We start from the raw sequence: 14,474 nt of genomic DNA, 5'->3' as shown, positions 1-14,474 counted from the left end.
CCCTCCCCCCGTCGTGTCGGGAGTCCGTCGTGGGGATCAAAGGTCTCATCCTGTGTGCAACCCTCCTGGTGGCGGGGCCGGGGGCCCTGGCCCAGGCGCCGGCGCCGGGGCCGTCGGAGCGGGCCCTCCAGGAAAGGTACGTGCCCGATGACGGTAAACCGACGCAGGGCCGCGGCGAGGCCGGTGCGCCTTCGGGCTGGCGGGCCCTGGGGTCCATGCTCATCGTGCTGGGGCTGGCGGGCGGAGGGCTGTGGGCCTTCCGCAAATGGGGGGCCAAGCGGTTGCCGGGCAGCGGCGGGGCGCGCCTGAACGTGGAGGAGACCCTGGCCCTGGGGGACCGCCGGTTCGTTTCCATCCTGAGGGCCGACGACGAGAAATTCCTCATCGCCCTGGGGCCCCAGGGGGTCACCCTCCTGGCGCGCCTGGACAGCGTGGAGGCCGGGGGCCCCGCGGACTTCGCCACGGCCCTCGCCCGGGAGGCCGACATCGCCACGCCCATGGCCGTGCGGGACGTGGAAGCCATGATGCGGGGGGAAAAGCCATGAAGCGTTTCTGGCCCGCCCTCCTGATCCTTCTCATGGCCGGGGCGGCCCTCCACGCCCAGCAGGCCCCCGCGAACCTGCCCAGCCTCACCGTGGACTTCGGCAAGACTCCCCAGGGGCCGGCCCTCAGCGCCACCCTCCAGGCGGTGCTGCTCCTGACGGTGCTCACCCTGGCGCCCACGATCCTCATGACCACCACCTGCTTCATCCGCATCATCATCGTCCTGGGCTTCATGCGCCAGGGCATGGGCACGGCCTCCACGCCCAGCAACCAGGTGCTCATCAGCCTGGCCCTGGTGCTTTCGTTCTTCATCATGGCGCCGGTGGGCCGGGAGATTAACACCACGGTCCTGCAGCCCCTGAACCGCAACGAGCTCACGGTGGACCAGGCCCTGGACAAGGCCGCCGCGCCGCTGAAGGTCTTCATGCTCAAGCACACCCGCAAGAAGGACATCGCCCTGTTCCTGGGGATCGCCAAGGCGCCGCCGCCCCAGACCAAGGCCGACGTCCCCATGGAAGTGCTCATGCCCGCCTTCCTCATTTCCGAGCTCAAGACGGCCTTCGAGATCGGCTTCATGATCTTCCTGCCCTTCCTCATCGTGGATATGGTCGTGGCCTCCATCCTGCTGAGCATGGGCATGATGATGCTGCCGCCCGTGGTCATATCCCTGCCCTTCAAGATCCTGCTCTTCGTGATGGTGGACGGGTGGTACCTCATCGTGGGCTCGCTGGTGCGCGGGTTCACGGGCTGATGGAGAAGAAGCCATGAACGAGATCGTCATCGTCGATATCGCCCGGGATGCCCTGAGGACGGCCCTCTACGTGGCCGGCCCGGCCCTCGTCGTCTCCATGATCGTGGGCCTTTCCATCTCCGTCTTCCAGGTGGTGACCAGCCTCCAGGACCAGACCGTGGCCTTCGTGCCCAAGGTCGTGGCCGTCATGGCCACCGTGGTGCTCTGCTTCCCCTGGATGATGCGGCTCCTGATCCAGTTCACCACCCGCATGTTCACGGAATGGAACGGCGTCATCAAGGCCCTCAACTGATGCCCGCCACCCTGGGGAGCCCCGCGCTCTGGGTCTTCACCCAGGCCAGGGTCCTCGTGTTCCTGCTCACGCTCGTGAGGCTCACGGGCCTTCTCGCCACGATGCCGGGCTTCGGGCAGACCCGGGTGCTCCTCCAGGCCCGGGTGGCCCTGGTGGTGCTCATGGCGGCCGTCATCACCCCCCTCGCGGGCGTTCCCCGCGCGCCGGTGGAGACCATGTGGGACCTCACGGGCGTGGCGTTCACGGAATTCGCCGCCGGCCTCCTCCTGGGGCTCGCCGTGAGCTGGATCGTGGACATGGTCTCCTTCGCGGGCCAGCTCATGGACACCCAGATGGGCTTCTCCTTCGTGCAGTTCCTGGACCCCGTCAGCGCCCACCCCGTGGCCGTGTCGGGATCCCTGCTCAACCAGGTCGCCATGCTCCTGATCCTCGTCTCGGGCCTCCATCACCAGATGATCCGGGCCCTGGTGGAGAGCTACCGCATCCTCCCCATGGGCGGGACGCTGGCGGTCAATCCGCAGCTGGTGGTGGTGATGATGGGCCAGATCCTGGTGAAGGGCTTCCAGCTGGCCTTCCCGGTGCTGTTCACGCTCTTCATCGTGGACTTCATCGCCGGCATCGCGGGCAAGTTCATGCCCCAGCTCCACCTCATCACCCTCACCTTCCCGCTGAAGATCGCCATCGGGCTCATCCTCCTGGGCGTCATCCTGCGGGAATTCTCCCCCTGGATCGGCCCCCTCCTGGAGGCCGCGCCCCGGGAAGCCCTGCGCCTGCTGGTGAGCCATGGCTGATCCCTCACGTACCGAGAAGGCCACCCCCAAACGAAGGCAGAAGGCCAAGGAGGAGGGGTCGATCCTGCGCGTGGCCGACCTGGACGCCACGATCATGCTGTGGGCCAATTTCTTCCTGTTCCTCTCCCTGGGCGCGGCCACCGTGGGCGGGCTCGCCGGAGCCATGACCTTCATCCTGCGCACCTCCGGCCAGGCCGGGTACCTGGTGGAGAACAACCTCCACGCCCTGGCCCTCAGCCTGCTCCAGATGGTGGGGCGGATCCTGGGCCCCTTCCTCCTGGCCAATTTCATCCTGGCCCTGGCCAACCAGTTCGCCCAGCACGGGTTCAGCTTCCACATGAAGCTGCTGGTGCCCAAGTTCGACAAGCTCAACCCCGCCTCGGGCTTCAAGAAGCTGTTCTCGCCCCAGTCCGTGGCCAACCTCCTCAAGAGCATCCTGAAGTTCATCATCGTGGCCTGGGTGGCCTACCTCGTGGTGGTGCCGCGCATCCCGGCCATCCTGGCCACCATGACCTACCCCATGGCCCAGGCCCTGGAATACTTCCGCGAGACCATCTTCCTGCTCTACCGGGACATCATGCTCGTGATGATCGCCCTGGCCCTGGGCGATTTCCTGTACCAGCGCCACCAGCACGAGGAGGGCATGAAGATGACCAAGCAGGAGGTCAAGGACGAGGCCAAGGACGCGGAAGGCAACCCCGAGATCAAGGGCAAGCAAAAGTCCCTGATCTTCGCCGCCGCCATGCGCCGGATCATGTCCAAGGTGCCCAAGGCCTCGGTGGTCATCACCAACCCCACCCATTTCGCCGTGGCCCTGCGCTACGATCCCACCACCGCCGCCCCCATCCTGGTGGCCAAGGGGGTGGACCACCTGGCCCTGAAGATCCGGGAGCGGGCCAAGGAATCCGGCGTGCCCATCGTGGAGAATCCCCCCCTGGCCCGGGCCATCTACCACAACGTGGACCTGGACAAGCCCATTCCCGGGGAGCTGTACCAGGCCGTGGCCCAGGTGCTCGCGTATGTGTACCGCCTCAAAAGCGCGGCCTGAGGGCCTATGCATTATTAGGAAAAAAAAACTTGGGTCCGGGGCGTCCCCATCCGAAACAATAGATATAGCTTCGGTGAACCCCTTTGCCACCCCCCATCATCCCCTCCCACCTTCCCCCCCAACGCCTCCTCCTGGTGGATGACGACCTCATCCTCCTGGAGACCCTCCAGGAACTCCTGACAGCCGAAGGCTTCACGGTCACCCCCGCCTCCTCCGGCGAGGAGGCCGACGAGCTCATCGGCCAGATCCATCCGCCCTTCGATCTGGTGCTCACGGACCTGGTGATGCCGGGAAAATCGGGCATGGACGTGCTCAGGGCCGCCCTGGCCCGGAACCCCAGTTGCACCGTCCTGGTGCTGAGCGGGTACGGCACGGTGCGGGAGGCCACCGAGGCCATGGACAAGGGAGCCTACGGCCTGGTGAACAAGCCCCTGCAGATCGAGGCCTTCCGCCAGACCCTCCGGCGCATCGTGGAGCGGGCCCACCTCATCCGCGAGCGGGACGGCCTCGCGGCCCGGGTGCGGGAGCTGGAGGAGCGCATCGGCCGCCTGGAAGCCATCCAGGGCCGCATGGAAATGCTGGCCCAGCGCATGGATCCGCGCACGCCCGAAGCCGGGAGCCTCCAGCTGCTCAAGGATCTCCGGGCCCGGGGCATCCTGGACGAGGAGCGTTTCAGCGCGGCGCGCAAGGCCCTCCTCGCGGGGTGGAAGCCGTGAGGGGACTCACCGCCGCCCTCCTGGTGGTGGCCCTGGTGGCGGGCGCGGCGGAACCCAAGGCGCCCCGGATGACGGACGAACAGGCGGAGGCCCTGGCCCGCCAGGCCATGGCCTCGGACGACGCGAAATTCCAGCGGCACGTCCTGAACCAGCTGGAGGGTTACCACTTCAAGAGCACCTTCGCCAAGGAGCGGGAGACGGTGCTCTTCGCCCAGGGCTTCCTCCAGGACCGCATGGGGGATACCGCTCGCGCGGCCGTTTCCTTCCACAAGCTGGAGACCACCTGGCCCAAATCCTCCTACCTGCCCGAGGCCCAGCCCGCCATGGCCCAGGCCGCCCTGGACCGGGGCCGGCCCAAGGAGGCCGAGTCCCGGCTCACCAAGGCCCTGGCCGCCGACCTTCCCGCCGAGACCATCCGCCGGTGCCAGGAGATGTACCTCTGGTGCCTGGCCGACCAGGGCCGGGCCGCCGAAGGCATCGAAACCGTGCGGGGCCTCAAGCCCCTGGGCCTCTCCAGGCCCACGGAAAAGGGCCTGGTGGGCATCATGGAAGCCCTGTGCGCGGCGGAAAAGCGCTCCGAGGCCGAGGGTGTCCTGGCCGATTACCGAAGGCTCTATCCCCGGGGAACCTACCTGGCCCGGCTGAACCTGGCCTGGGGCAAGCTCCTGGGCACCACGGGCGATTCCCGCAACGCCGCCCGGGCCTTCCAGAAGCTCATCGAGGAAAAGCCCAACGCCCCCGAGGCCGACGAGGCCCGCATGGCCCTGGCCACCCTGCTCACGGACGGCTCCCTGCCCCCCAAGGACGCCGAAGGCTACCCCGACGCCCAGGCCCTCCTGGCCCGGGTGAAGAAGGCCGGCGGCAGGGAGGATGCCACCCGGCGGGCCCTCATGATCAACCTGCGCATCGCCCTCAAGGAAGGCCACTGGCAGGCGGCCCTGGACACCGTGGGCCAGTTCCGGGCCACCAAACCCGGGCCCGGGGAAGGCAAGCCCGTGGCCGACCTGCGGGCCGAGGCCGTGCGGGGCCTGGTGAGGGAGTGCCTGGAAAGGCAGGAACCCCAGCGCCTCCTGCCCATCCTGGACGCCGAGGGCATCCTCTCCCTGAAACCCGCCCAGCGCGCGGACCTTTCCCGCGCCCTGGCCCGCAAGGGCCTCACCGAGGCCTCCCGCGCCATGGCCCGGGCCGTCCCCGCCAAGGAGCAGCCCGCCCTGGCCAAGGCCGCCCTGGAGGGGCTGAACCCCGGCACCGACCCCGAGGGCACCCTGGCCCTGCTGCCGCCCCGGGCCTCCGGCCCCCGGGAGAGCCTCCTGCGGGCCCAGGCGGAGGTGGCCCTGCGCCACTGGAAGGAGGCCCGCGCCGCCCTTGCCAAGGCCCGCCCCGGGCCCGAGCGCATCCAGGCCCTGATGCTGTACCTGTGCCGCCCCCTGGACGAAGGGGAGAAGCCCGAGGCCCGCGCCAAGGACATCGAGGCCTGGCACGCCAGATCCCCGGAAAAGCCCGCCGACAAGGAACCCCTGACCCTCCTGGCCGCCGACCACCGCATGCGGGCCGGGGAATGGCGCGCCGCCCTGGCCCTCTACCCCACAAATCCCACCGCCGCCAACCAGGGCTGGGTGGCCCTCATGCGCGCCACCTGCCAGGCCCGGCTGGGCCAGCAGGGACCGGCCCTGGCGACCCTGAAGGAAGCCAGGGAAGTGGCCGGGTTCAAGGCCGAGCGCGCCTCCCTGGAAAGGCGATTGACGCTGTAGGGAGGCCCTGAGGCTGATCCCCTCTTTCATCCCCTTCATCCTGTTCATCCCTTTTTCATCCCTGTTCCCGCAGGGCCAGCGATGAAGTGGGCCGGCGCGTCGTTGATCCGCGTGCGCCGACCCATCCCTGCTTTGGCCCTGCGGGAACAGGGATGAAAATGGGATGAACAGGATGAAGGGGATGAGCCCTCGAACGCTGCCCGTTCCCGGCCGACGAGCCAGACCGCAGTCCTCCCGGGATGGCTATCGGTTGGCTTCGGCAGGGATCGTTCGGGTGAGTCGGAACCTAGGAACCTTCCAGGTACCCCGGGTCCTCCATCTCCACCAGTTCCCCCGCCGCCAGCCGGGTGCGCTGGTCTTCGGTGAGCACCAGCTCCTGCCACCGCGGATCAATCCGGGAATTGAAGAAGTGCACGGAGGCCTCGCCGTCCTCGTAGGCCTCGCGGGAGGTCCAGAGGTGCGCCCACCCGATGTTGTTGATGCGCGCGTAGACGATCACGTCAGCTCCGGTAATAGGCCTTCACGGCGTTCACCACGGCCTCGGCGTAGCGCTCCCGGAAGGCGGGGTCCTTGAGGTTTTCCACGTCGTCCTCGTTGGTGAGGTTCGCCACCTCCACCAGCACCTTGGTGGCCGCGGCGCTGTAGCGGATGACGGCGGGGACGAAGCTCTTGCCGGAGCGCTGGATGACGTTGCGGATGGGGCGGTTTCCGTGGACGGGGAGATCGTCCTGGCCCAGCGTCTTCAGGAGGGCCTCCGCGAAGAGGCGGCTGCGGGCTTCGGACTGGAGGCGTTCCTTGGCGGTGAAGGCGACCCGGGCGCCCACCTTCATCTCCTTGACCCTGGCCGCGCGGCGGTCGCCCAGGGCGAAGCTGGAGGGCACGCCGGAGGCGCCGGGCACGTAGACCATGGTGCCCCGGGCCGAGGGGTGGAGGCTGTCGGCGTGGAAGCTGATGAAGAGGGTCTTGCGGGCGTCGCCGGCGCGGGCGAAGGCCGCGAAGAGGTCGTTGGCCAGCACCCAGCGCAGGTGCACGCTCACGGCGTTCGGGCTCTCGCCGTCGTTGGCGAAGGGCGGCGTGGTGAGGATCTCGGCGTCGTGGGTGGGGCGGACGATGCTCTCGCGGACCTTGAAGCCGATGCTGGGGTAGCGGATGGTGCTGGACACCACCGCCTCCGTGTCCTGCTCCAGGATCCTGCGCACCCGCATGGCGATGTCGTAGACGAAGTCGGATTCCCACGCGCCGTTGGCCGCGGCCCCCTTGTCCACGCCGCCGTGGCCGGCGTCCAGGACGATGCGGATGCCCTTGAGGCGGGGTCCGGCCTCCACGGCGGGGGTGCGCCGCACCTCGGCGCGGACCTCCCGCTCCTCGGCCAGGGCCACGGACCCTTCGGCCTGGAAGGGATCGGCCAGGAGCGTCTGGGGGATCTTGATGAGCTGCCCGGGCTGGATGGCCCGCACGTCCTCGATGCCGCTGCGCCGCGCGATCTCCAGGGCCAGGTCGTTGACGCCCTTGGGGTCCACCTGGTCCGTGTAGCGCATGACGACGGCCGTGTAGAGCGCCTCGCCCTTGCGCAGGTGGTAGGCGGCGTACTTGCCCTGGGCGTCCTCGCCGAAGGTGAGCAGGGCCCGGTAGGCGGCGACCCGGGCCTCGTCGTCCAGGCCGTCCTCGGGCTGGCTGCGGTCCACCTTGGCCTGGCCCCGGCCTCCCAGCTCCCGGGCCAGGAGGGTGCGGGGGATCACCCAGACGTCACCCAGCCTCAGCTTTTCGGGCCGGGCGGGGTTGGCGGCCTGGAGCTTGTCGTAGTGCTGGCCGTGCCCCACGAAGAGCGCGGACATGAGCCACACCGATTCCAGTTCGGGCCAGCGCACCTTGTGGCGCACCTCCGAGGCCGACCACCGGTCCTCGGGGAACAGGGCGTGGAGGGCCCAGAGCCTGCCCTCCGGCGTGAGGTCCTGGAAACTGGCCCAGCCGGAGGCCGGGGCCGCCAGGAACCTGCGGGGCAGCTTCGGGGCCTCCACCAGCACGCCCTGCCGGAAGACGAGGCGGATGCGGGCCGCGCCGCCCTTGGGGAGCCTGGCCTTGACCTCCGCCGTGGCCGGGGCCGCCAGGGCCACGAAGCCCGCCGCGGCGGCGAAGGCCAGCGCCCTCAGCCCTCCCATGGCACTTCTTCGCCGGAGACGCCGGCCAGGGATGCGCGCACCCACTCCCGCATGCTCTCCTCCATGGCCTCGGGATCCTGGGCCCGGGCCTCCAGGAAGGCCTGGAAGCGCCGTTCCAGGTGGGAGGTGCCCTCCTCCAGCAGGAAGAGCCGGTCGGCGATGCGGCCCTGGGGATCCTTGGCCTGGGTGGGGGGCAGCTTCATGGTGCTGATCTCCAGGCCCGCGGCCCCCAGCGTGAACGTCCATTCCATGTCGCCGGAGAGGAGGCGCACCTTGGCCTTGGCGGGACGCATGCCCCGGCTCAGGGCCTCGAAGGCCTCGCGGCTCTCCGCGGGATTGCCCTTGCGCAGGCTCAGCTCCTTCACGTCGCCGCTTTCCGTGACCAGCTGCATGGCGTCGTCCACGAAGCAGGCGGATTGGTCCCCGTCCAGGCCGCTGACGCCGCCCTCCTTGAGGCCGCGCATCCAGAGCCAGAGCAGGAACTCCTCGCCGAGGAACCGGCCCTGTTCAATGAGTTCCATGGGTTTCATGCATGCTCCAGCGTGAGATCGAGGGGATCGAGGGCCATGAGGGAGTCCACGGAGATGCCGGGCAGCATGCGCCCGGCGAGGAGCAGCGGCGCCAGGGGCTGCAGCTCGAGTCCGAAGGACTTCATGAAGAGTTCGAAGAGGGCCGACTGGGTCTTGGAGGAGGAGGCGGTGGTCCAGAGCATGCCGCCCTTGAGGTCCCAGGCCACCTCGGCCACCTTGGGGGTGGGCAGCACCTTGAGCAGCAGCTCCACCTTCACCTCCTCGGCCAGGGAGGTGCGGGCCTCCCGGCCCACGAAGGCCAGATCCTTCTCCTTCTGCAGGTTCTGCAGCCGCAGGTCCACCTGGGCCTTCAGGAGGGCGCCGGGCACCTTGCGGGAATCCATGCGCAGGCCGAAGACGGCGAAGCGCTCCTGGACCACCCAGTCCCGGTCCGGGGGCAGGATGAGGAGGTTGCGCCAGTCGCACCAGCCCATGCGCTCCTCCTCGAGCCCGTCCTCGAAGGGGCGGTAGGAATGCTCCTTGAGCCCCTCGTGCAGTTCCTGCTCGGAGGGCACGGGCCCAAGCACCAGGAAGCGCCTGAGTGATAAGGTTCCTTGGATCAGGCTCATGTATTCCCCCGCAAAAGGCGGCCTAGACGATTGATGATGGGCTGGTTGGGATGGGTGTCCTCGTTGGCCAGCAGCGGGTCCGAGGAGAGCTGCGGCTCGACGATGCGCACGGGTTCGTGGAGGTCGGGCATGGCCAGGCCCGGGTCGTCCAGGGTGAGGAGCAGCCCCGTGAGGTTGTCCCGGCCGCCCCGGAGAAGGGCCTCCTGGGCCATGGCCTCCAGGGTGGCGCTGGCCGGGTCCCCCCGGGACAGCAGCAGGGCCAGGTGTTCGTCCGGCACCTCCCCGTGCAGGCCGTCGGTGCAGAGCAGCAGGCGGTCCCCGCGGCGCAGCGCCACCCGGCTCAGCACGGCCCGGATGGGCACCGGCGCGCCCAGGGCCTGGGTGATCATGCTGCGCTGGGGGTGGGTCTTGGCCTCGTCGGCGGTGATGGTGCCGTTGCTGATCATCTCCCGCACCAGGGTCTGGTCCTCGGTGATCTGCACCAGGCCGGGCTTGCGATAGATGTAGGCGCGGCTGTCGCCCACCTGGGCCAGGTACGCGTGGCCCTTCCAGATGACGGCGGCGGTGAGGGTGGACCCCATGCCCCGGCTGGAGCGCTCCGAATCCGCGTAGCTGAGCACCGCGCTGGAGGCGCCCTCCACGGCGCGCTTGAGGGCCTTCAGGAGCCCGGCCTCGTTGGCCAGGTGGGCCGGGAACCGCCCCCAGTGCCCGAAGAGGTTCACCGCCACGGACGCCAGCCCTTCCCGGCTGGCGATTTCGCCGGAGGCCGCCCCCCCCATGCCATCGGCCACCGCGGCCAGGATGCCGGCGTGGCACGTGTTGGGCATGGGCCCCAGCCCGTTCACGAGAGGCTCATCCCCATCCAGGGCACTGACCAGATAGGCGTCTTCGTTGTTTTTCCGCACCCTTCCGACGTGGGTGATGGCAGCATAATCGATGAGCATGAAGGGGATGTTCCTGCAGACGGCGAAGTGGTCACATCCGGGGCGCAGAACCGGTGCGGGGAGGATTCCATGGTACCAGGAACCCCATCATATCCCCTGACCGCCCATCATACGTAAATCAGAAATCCAGGAGCCTCCCGTGATCACCCATGCCCCCGCCGCCTCCCAGCACCTCCCTCCCATGACCCCGACCCAGACGGTCATCGCGGTCATTCTCCTGGTCCTGGTGCTCTGGGTTGCCTATAGAATCGGGAAAGTGATCCTCCAGGTCGTGGCGGGCCTGCTTTTTCTCGGCCTCGCCGGCTACGGCATCTGGTACCTTTTGATCAGGTAGAATTTTCGTCCTTCCCTTCACCATCCCTCGAGGAGCAAGCATGGCTGCCATCTCCTGCCCCAATTGCGGCGCTGATCTCACCGTCCCCCAGAGCGTTCGCATCGCCGAATACCATTTCGGCCGCCTGGAAAAGGTCGACCAGGCCCCCATGGAAGGCCCCGGCTTCAAGTACCACTTCGAACAGCCCGACACCTACACCATTCTCTGCAACACCTGCAAGCGCCTCGTGCGCACCCTCCCCATCGGCAAGTAACCGGAGCCGACCCAAAGGAAAGGGGCCCTCGCGGGCCCCTTTCCTTTGGATCGGCCGAAAGCCAGGAGTGTGGCCTAGGATTCGTCCGTGTCCCGGACCTTCGCCCCGGTTCGCTGGCGCAGGCAAGCTGCGCCATCGGAAAGCCCCCCGCCCTGGGACCGGGGGAAGTGCTGCCGCATTCCTTCTCCGATGAGCGGCCGACCAGGTGACAGCGATGGGGCTCCCCTGAAGGACCTATCCCTTGGGTGCACGCTTCAAGGGATCCGGGAGCAGCTTGACCCGCGCCGACGTTGACTTGAGACGATGGTGCAGGCGGATGAGCGAACCGAAAAAACGTCGGCGCGCCCCCCAAATCACCCCGAAGGACTCGAAGCGATTCCAATCCCGACCGGGGCCAGAAGGTGCAACACAGCCCTCACACCCCCCGACGCGAGCAGTTCGTTGTCGCCGGCCCCGCCGGCGACAACGAACCGGGGCGAAAATCTGGGACCCGTGCGATTACTAATTCTTGAGGATGCGCGGGGTGATGAAGATCAGCAGTTCGTCGTTGCTGTCCTTGTTGATCTTGTTGCGGAACAGGAACCCGATGAGGGGCAGGTCCTTGAGGAAGGGCACGCCCGTGGACTGCTGGGTATTGTTGTTCTTGTAGACGCCGCCCATGATGGCCGTGCCGCCGTCCTTCACGAGCACCTGGGTCTCCACGGCCTTGCGGGTGATGGTCGGCGTGGTGCCCACCAGCTGCCCGAAGTCCGCGTCGGCCTTCTCGACCTTCACGTCCATGAGGATGGTGCCGTCGTTGGTGATCTGGGGGGTGACCTCCAGTTCCAGGTTGGCATCGGCGAACTGCACGGCGATGGCGCCGTTGGCGTTGCCGGCCTGCTGCGCGGGATAGGGGATCTTGGCGCCGGACAGGACCTTGGCCTTCTTGTTGTTCTGGGTGACCACCTTGGGCGAGGAGACGATCTTGACCACGCCCTGCTTTTCCAGGGCCTGGAGAATGACGTTCACGCTCATGCGGTTGCTCAGGAAGGAGACCCAGAATTCCCCGGCGGGGCTGGAGATGTCCGTGACGCCGGTGGCCCCGGGCGCGAAGGCCACGGTGGCGGCGTTGCCCGTGGTGGCCAGGTTGTTTATGCTGTTCCAGGAGGTGCCGTTGGTGCTGCCCCAGGGGGCGGCGGTGCCGGCCGAGTTGGTGATGGCCGCATTGCCGGTGTTGGTCGTGGGCCACTTGACCCCGAAGTCCTTTTCCCAGTTCTTGGAGGCCTCCACCACCCGGGCCTCGATCTGCACCTGCTGGATCTGCACGTCCAGCTGGGCGATCAGATCGTCCAGGAGGGGGAGGTTCCGGGGCAGGTCCGTGATGATCAGGGTGTTGGTGCGGTCGTCCACGATGATGCTGCCGCGCTTGGTGAGCATCTTGTCCAGGATGGCCTTGGATTCCACCGCCTTGGCGAAGGAGAGCGGCCGGGTGATGCTCTGCACGTCCCCGGCGAGGCTCTTGGCGTCGTCCAGGCGCTTGCGATCCTCCTCTTCCTTCTGGAGCTTCTCGATCTTGGCCACGCGGATGATGCCGTTGCTCACTTCCTTGCCCAGCCCGGCATGCTTGAGGATCACGTCCAGCACCTGGTCCCAGGGGGTGTCGGTGAACTTGAAGGTGTAGATGCCCTGCACGTCCTGGTCCACGATGAGGTTCAGGTGGGCCGTGTCGGCGATGATGCGCAGGAAGCTGGTGAGGTCGGTGCCCACGACGTCGATGGTCATGCGGGCGCCGGTGTAGCGGCCGGTGGTGTCGCCCAGGGTGCGCCCGCTGCGGGACTGCTCCCGGTGCGGCGCGGCCTTTTCCTGGCCCAGGGCGGTGGGCAGCACGGACTGCACGGCCAGGGACGGCAGGGCCTGGAAGGGCGCGCCGATGGCCGGAACGGGGGCCAGGGGCTCGGCCTTGGCCGCGACCTTGGGGGCCTCTTCCTTGATCACGATGGGGGCCGCCGGCTGAGCGGGGGTCTCCTCCTTCACCACGTACGGGGCGCGCTCCACGGGCGCGGGGGCGGCCGTGGGAAGACCGGGCTGGGGCACGGGCGTCATGGCCGCGCGCTCGGGCAGGACGGGGGTCTGGGGGAGCGCGGCGAGGCTGGAGGCCACGGTTTCGGATTCCATGGGCGGCGCGGGAACGGCGGGCGCCGGAGCCACCTGGGTCCCCATCTGGGCGCGCACCGCGCCCTGACCGGCATCCAGGGCGATGCTCACCCCGGTGCCGTCGCTGGTCACCGTGGCCTGGGTCCCGGGCACCACTTCGAGGACGATGCGGGTGACGGGCTGGGGCGCCGTCGCGAACTGCGCCAGGCGGGAGCGGAGGATCTGCGGGCAGGTAAGCCCCAGCAGATCCTTCCTGGAGACCTTGTCCCCGCGGTTCACCCCCGGGAGGTCCACCACGACCCGGGAGGGCTTGGGCAGCACCTGCAGGCGGGGAACGCCCGTGAAGCCGGGGATGCTGAGTTTCAGCACCTGGATGGCGCCGGGCTGCATGGCAGCCCCCACGAGCGTTGCGGTGGCGGCGTTGGCGCCGGCATCAGGGAGGGCTCCGTTGAGAGATCCGGATTGGATCCCCGCCAGTACCACGCCCCCTGCGACCAGCAAGGAACTCAGGCGAGCATTCATCGTTTACCCTCCTCGCGTTTGAACGTCTTGACGACGGTTCGGAAGATTTTGGTGTTAGTGCTGCTGGCATCCCACTGATGGAACGTGACGGACTTGTCGTTGATGGCGACCAGTTCACCGTCCCGGAACCGATACCCGATGGGCAGGGAACGGACGTTCCCGCGGGCATCGGTGACCACGGCCAAGACCTTGCCGTTGGAAACCACCATTCCTTTGACGCCGATGTCATCCACCAGGTCCCCCTTGTTGGTCTGCTCCGCATCGGTGGGGGCGGAGAAGGGGTCCCGCTGCAGGGTGGGCCTGTAGGGGGTCGCGCGGACGGCGATCAGCTCGTCGGGATTGATCCCCTGGTTGGCGGAAAGGGCCGGCGTCGCCACGGATTCCGCGTGGGGCTTGGCGCCTTCCTTGGCGGGGGTGCCCTGGGCGAAGAGCTGAAGGCCGAGCGCCAGGGCGGGGAGGATGTATGCGATCCGTGCCATGGTCTCAGTCTCCCGATTCTTTCTTGGCCGGCGCGGGGGCCGGTTTGGCCGGCGTGCCCGCCGGAGGCGGAGGCGGCGCCGGGTTGTATACGAAGGCGCTGACCTTGCAGGTGACCGAAACGGGATACAGGGTTCCTTTGGTCTCCCGCTTCAGGGCCATTTCGCTGAGGTTGATGATCTTCTCGTAGCCGGAAATGAGGGAGGCGAACTGGCCCAGCGTGTGGTAGCCGGCGCGGAACGTGAACTGCACGGGATACTCCGTGTAGTAGTCCTTGGCCACGGGCGCCATGAGCGTGAAGGACACCTGTTCGATCCCGGCGGTGTCCGCCAGTTTCTTGACGCGGTAGGGGAGCTCGCCGCGGTCGGCGTCGGTGGGCATGATCTTGATCAGCTCGTCGATCACCTTCTCCTGCTCCACCACCTCGGCCTTGAGCTTCTCGTAGTTGGCCTTGAGGGCGTAGCCCTTGGCGACGTCCGCCTGGAGGCCCTGGTTCACGACCTTCAGGCCCGCGAGCTCGTCGCGTTTGCCGCCCAGGAAGAAGACGATGAGGATGGCCAGCATCAGGCCAGCCAGGCCACCGATCAGCAGTTGTTTCTGAAGTTGCGAGTTCATAGCTACC

Annotated in this window: 17 protein-coding genes; 9 read left to right on the top strand and 8 right to left on the bottom strand. The window is 68.1% G+C overall.

Going from position 1 to position 14,474, the window contains the following annotated elements; genetic code table 11:
- The first annotated feature begins 29 nt into the window (after positions 1 to 29).
- The 7 genes from R2J76_RS08410 to R2J76_RS08380 all read left to right on the top strand — a co-directional run bounded on the left by R2J76_RS08410 (position 30) and on the right by R2J76_RS08380 (position 5,892).
- Positions 30 to 545 carry a FliO/MopB family protein gene (locus tag R2J76_RS08410; RefSeq protein WP_316415391.1) on the top strand — a complete coding sequence of 172 codons (516 nt, stop codon included), beginning with the start codon at positions 30 to 32 and terminating at the stop codon, positions 543 to 545.
- Positions 542 to 1,294, top strand: coding sequence for a flagellar type III secretion system pore protein FliP (gene fliP / locus R2J76_RS08405; protein ID WP_316415390.1), 753 nt, complete (start codon positions 542 to 544; stop codon positions 1,292 to 1,294). Before R2J76_RS08410 ends, fliP begins: the two co-directional genes overlap by 4 nt.
- A gap of 13 nt (positions 1,295 to 1,307) precedes the next feature.
- The gene (gene fliQ, locus R2J76_RS08400) at positions 1,308 to 1,586 is read left to right on the top strand and encodes a flagellar biosynthesis protein FliQ (protein ID WP_316415389.1); all 279 of its coding nucleotides are present in this window, start codon (positions 1,308 to 1,310) and stop codon (positions 1,584 to 1,586) included.
- The gene (locus R2J76_RS08395) at positions 1,586 to 2,377 is read left to right on the top strand and encodes a flagellar biosynthetic protein FliR (protein WP_316415388.1); all 792 of its coding nucleotides are present in this window, start codon (positions 1,586 to 1,588) and stop codon (positions 2,375 to 2,377) included. Before fliQ ends, R2J76_RS08395 begins: the two co-directional genes overlap by 1 nt.
- Positions 2,370 to 3,425: a flagellar biosynthesis protein FlhB gene (gene flhB / locus R2J76_RS08390; protein WP_316415387.1), complete on the top strand. Its 1,056-nt coding sequence runs from the start codon at positions 2,370 to 2,372 to the stop codon at positions 3,423 to 3,425. Before R2J76_RS08395 ends, flhB begins: the two co-directional genes overlap by 8 nt.
- An 83-nt stretch (positions 3,426 to 3,508) precedes the next feature.
- Positions 3,509 to 4,141 carry a response regulator gene (locus R2J76_RS08385; protein ID WP_316415386.1) on the top strand — a complete coding sequence of 211 codons (633 nt, stop codon included), beginning with the start codon at positions 3,509 to 3,511 and terminating at the stop codon, positions 4,139 to 4,141.
- On the top strand, positions 4,138 to 5,892 hold the full coding sequence (locus R2J76_RS08380; protein ID WP_316415385.1) for a hypothetical protein: 1,755 nt from the start codon (positions 4,138 to 4,140) through the stop codon (positions 5,890 to 5,892). Before R2J76_RS08385 ends, R2J76_RS08380 begins: the two co-directional genes overlap by 4 nt.
- Positions 5,893 to 6,178: 286 nt before the next feature.
- Here R2J76_RS08380 and R2J76_RS08375 read toward each other — a convergent pair whose 3' ends face one another.
- From R2J76_RS08375 to R2J76_RS08355, 5 genes are read right to left on the bottom strand one after another with little or no spacing between them, the layout of a single operon-like run.
- Positions 6,179 to 6,391, bottom strand: a complete 213-nt coding sequence (locus tag R2J76_RS08375; RefSeq protein ID WP_316415384.1) for a hypothetical protein — start codon at positions 6,389 to 6,391, stop codon at positions 6,179 to 6,181.
- 1 nt (position 6,392) lies between these two features.
- Positions 6,393 to 8,051, bottom strand: coding sequence for an N-acetylmuramoyl-L-alanine amidase family protein (locus R2J76_RS08370; RefSeq protein WP_316415383.1), 1,659 nt, complete (start codon positions 8,049 to 8,051; stop codon positions 6,393 to 6,395).
- Entirely contained in the window at positions 8,039 to 8,581 is a 543-nt protein-coding gene (locus R2J76_RS08365) for a hypothetical protein (RefSeq protein WP_316415381.1), read from the bottom strand. The genes R2J76_RS08370 and R2J76_RS08365 overlap by 13 nt, the downstream gene beginning before the upstream one ends.
- Positions 8,578 to 9,189, bottom strand: a complete 612-nt coding sequence (gene rdgC / locus R2J76_RS08360) for a recombination-associated protein RdgC (RefSeq protein ID WP_316415380.1) — start codon at positions 9,187 to 9,189, stop codon at positions 8,578 to 8,580. The genes R2J76_RS08365 and rdgC overlap by 4 nt, the downstream gene beginning before the upstream one ends.
- The gene (locus R2J76_RS08355) at positions 9,186 to 10,016 is read right to left on the bottom strand and encodes a PP2C family protein-serine/threonine phosphatase (RefSeq protein WP_316415378.1); all 831 of its coding nucleotides are present in this window, start codon (positions 10,014 to 10,016) and stop codon (positions 9,186 to 9,188) included. The genes rdgC and R2J76_RS08355 overlap by 4 nt, the downstream gene beginning before the upstream one ends.
- Positions 10,017 to 10,272: 256 nt before the next feature.
- On the opposite strand from R2J76_RS08355, the gene R2J76_RS08350 reads away from it, so the two are divergent.
- A complete protein-coding gene (locus R2J76_RS08350) occupies positions 10,273 to 10,467 on the top strand; it encodes a hypothetical protein (RefSeq protein WP_316415377.1) in 195 nt (64 codons plus the stop codon).
- A gap of 40 nt (positions 10,468 to 10,507) precedes the next feature.
- Positions 10,508 to 10,720 carry a hypothetical protein gene (locus R2J76_RS08345; protein ID WP_306601303.1) on the top strand — a complete coding sequence of 71 codons (213 nt, stop codon included), beginning with the start codon at positions 10,508 to 10,510 and terminating at the stop codon, positions 10,718 to 10,720.
- Positions 10,721 to 11,221: 501 nt separating this feature from the next.
- Here the strand turns inward: R2J76_RS08345 and pilQ are convergent.
- The 3 genes from pilQ to pilO form a co-directional block, all read right to left on the bottom strand.
- The gene (pilQ, locus tag R2J76_RS08340) at positions 11,222 to 13,243 is read right to left on the bottom strand and encodes a type IV pilus secretin PilQ (protein WP_316415376.1); all 2,022 of its coding nucleotides are present in this window, start codon (positions 13,241 to 13,243) and stop codon (positions 11,222 to 11,224) included.
- 128 nt (positions 13,244 to 13,371) lie between these two features.
- Positions 13,372 to 13,854, bottom strand: a complete 483-nt coding sequence (locus R2J76_RS08335; protein ID WP_316415375.1) for a hypothetical protein — start codon at positions 13,852 to 13,854, stop codon at positions 13,372 to 13,374.
- 4 nt (positions 13,855 to 13,858) lie between these two features.
- Positions 13,859 to 14,467 (bottom strand): type IV pilus inner membrane component PilO, encoded by a 609-nt coding sequence (gene pilO / locus R2J76_RS08330; RefSeq protein WP_316415374.1) that lies wholly within the window; start codon positions 14,465 to 14,467, stop codon positions 13,859 to 13,861.
- Positions 14,468 to 14,474: the final 7 nt, after the last annotated feature.

Source organism: Mesoterricola silvestris (assembly GCF_030295405.1).
In the GTDB taxonomy this organism is placed as follows: Bacteria; Acidobacteriota; Holophagae; order Holophagales; family Holophagaceae; genus Mesoterricola; species Mesoterricola silvestris.
This window is presented reverse-complemented; position numbering and strand designations above follow the sequence as displayed.

Coding starts and splice junctions, on each gene's coding strand:
- R2J76_RS08395 (WP_316415388.1), top strand. CDS start 1,586: ATGCCCGCCACCCTGGGGAGCCCCGCGCTCTGGGTCTTCACCCAGGCC.
- R2J76_RS08345 (WP_306601303.1), top strand. CDS start 10,508: ATGGCTGCCATCTCCTGCCCCAATTGCGGCGCTGATCTCACCGTCCCC.
- rdgC (WP_316415380.1), bottom strand. CDS start 9,189: ATGAGCCTGATCCAAGGAACCTTATCACTCAGGCGCTTCCTGGTGCTT.
- pilQ (WP_316415376.1), bottom strand. CDS start 13,243: ATGCAGCCCGGCGCCATCCAGGTGCTGAAACTCAGCATCCCCGGCTTC.
- R2J76_RS08355 (WP_316415378.1), bottom strand. CDS start 10,016: ATGCCCAACACGTGCCACGCCGGCATCCTGGCCGCGGTGGCCGATGGC.
- R2J76_RS08335 (WP_316415375.1), bottom strand. CDS start 13,854: ATGGCACGGATCGCATACATCCTCCCCGCCCTGGCGCTCGGCCTTCAG.
- pilO (WP_316415374.1), bottom strand. CDS start 14,467: ATGAACTCGCAACTTCAGAAACAACTGCTGATCGGTGGCCTGGCTGGC.
- R2J76_RS08370 (WP_316415383.1), bottom strand. CDS start 8,051: ATGGGAGGGCTGAGGGCGCTGGCCTTCGCCGCCGCGGCGGGCTTCGTG.
- fliQ (WP_316415389.1), top strand. CDS start 1,308: ATGAACGAGATCGTCATCGTCGATATCGCCCGGGATGCCCTGAGGACG.
- fliP (WP_316415390.1), top strand. CDS start 542: ATGAAGCGTTTCTGGCCCGCCCTCCTGATCCTTCTCATGGCCGGGGCG.
- flhB (WP_316415387.1), top strand. CDS start 2,370: ATGGCTGATCCCTCACGTACCGAGAAGGCCACCCCCAAACGAAGGCAG.
- R2J76_RS08365 (WP_316415381.1), bottom strand. CDS start 8,581: ATGAAACCCATGGAACTCATTGAACAGGGCCGGTTCCTCGGCGAGGAG.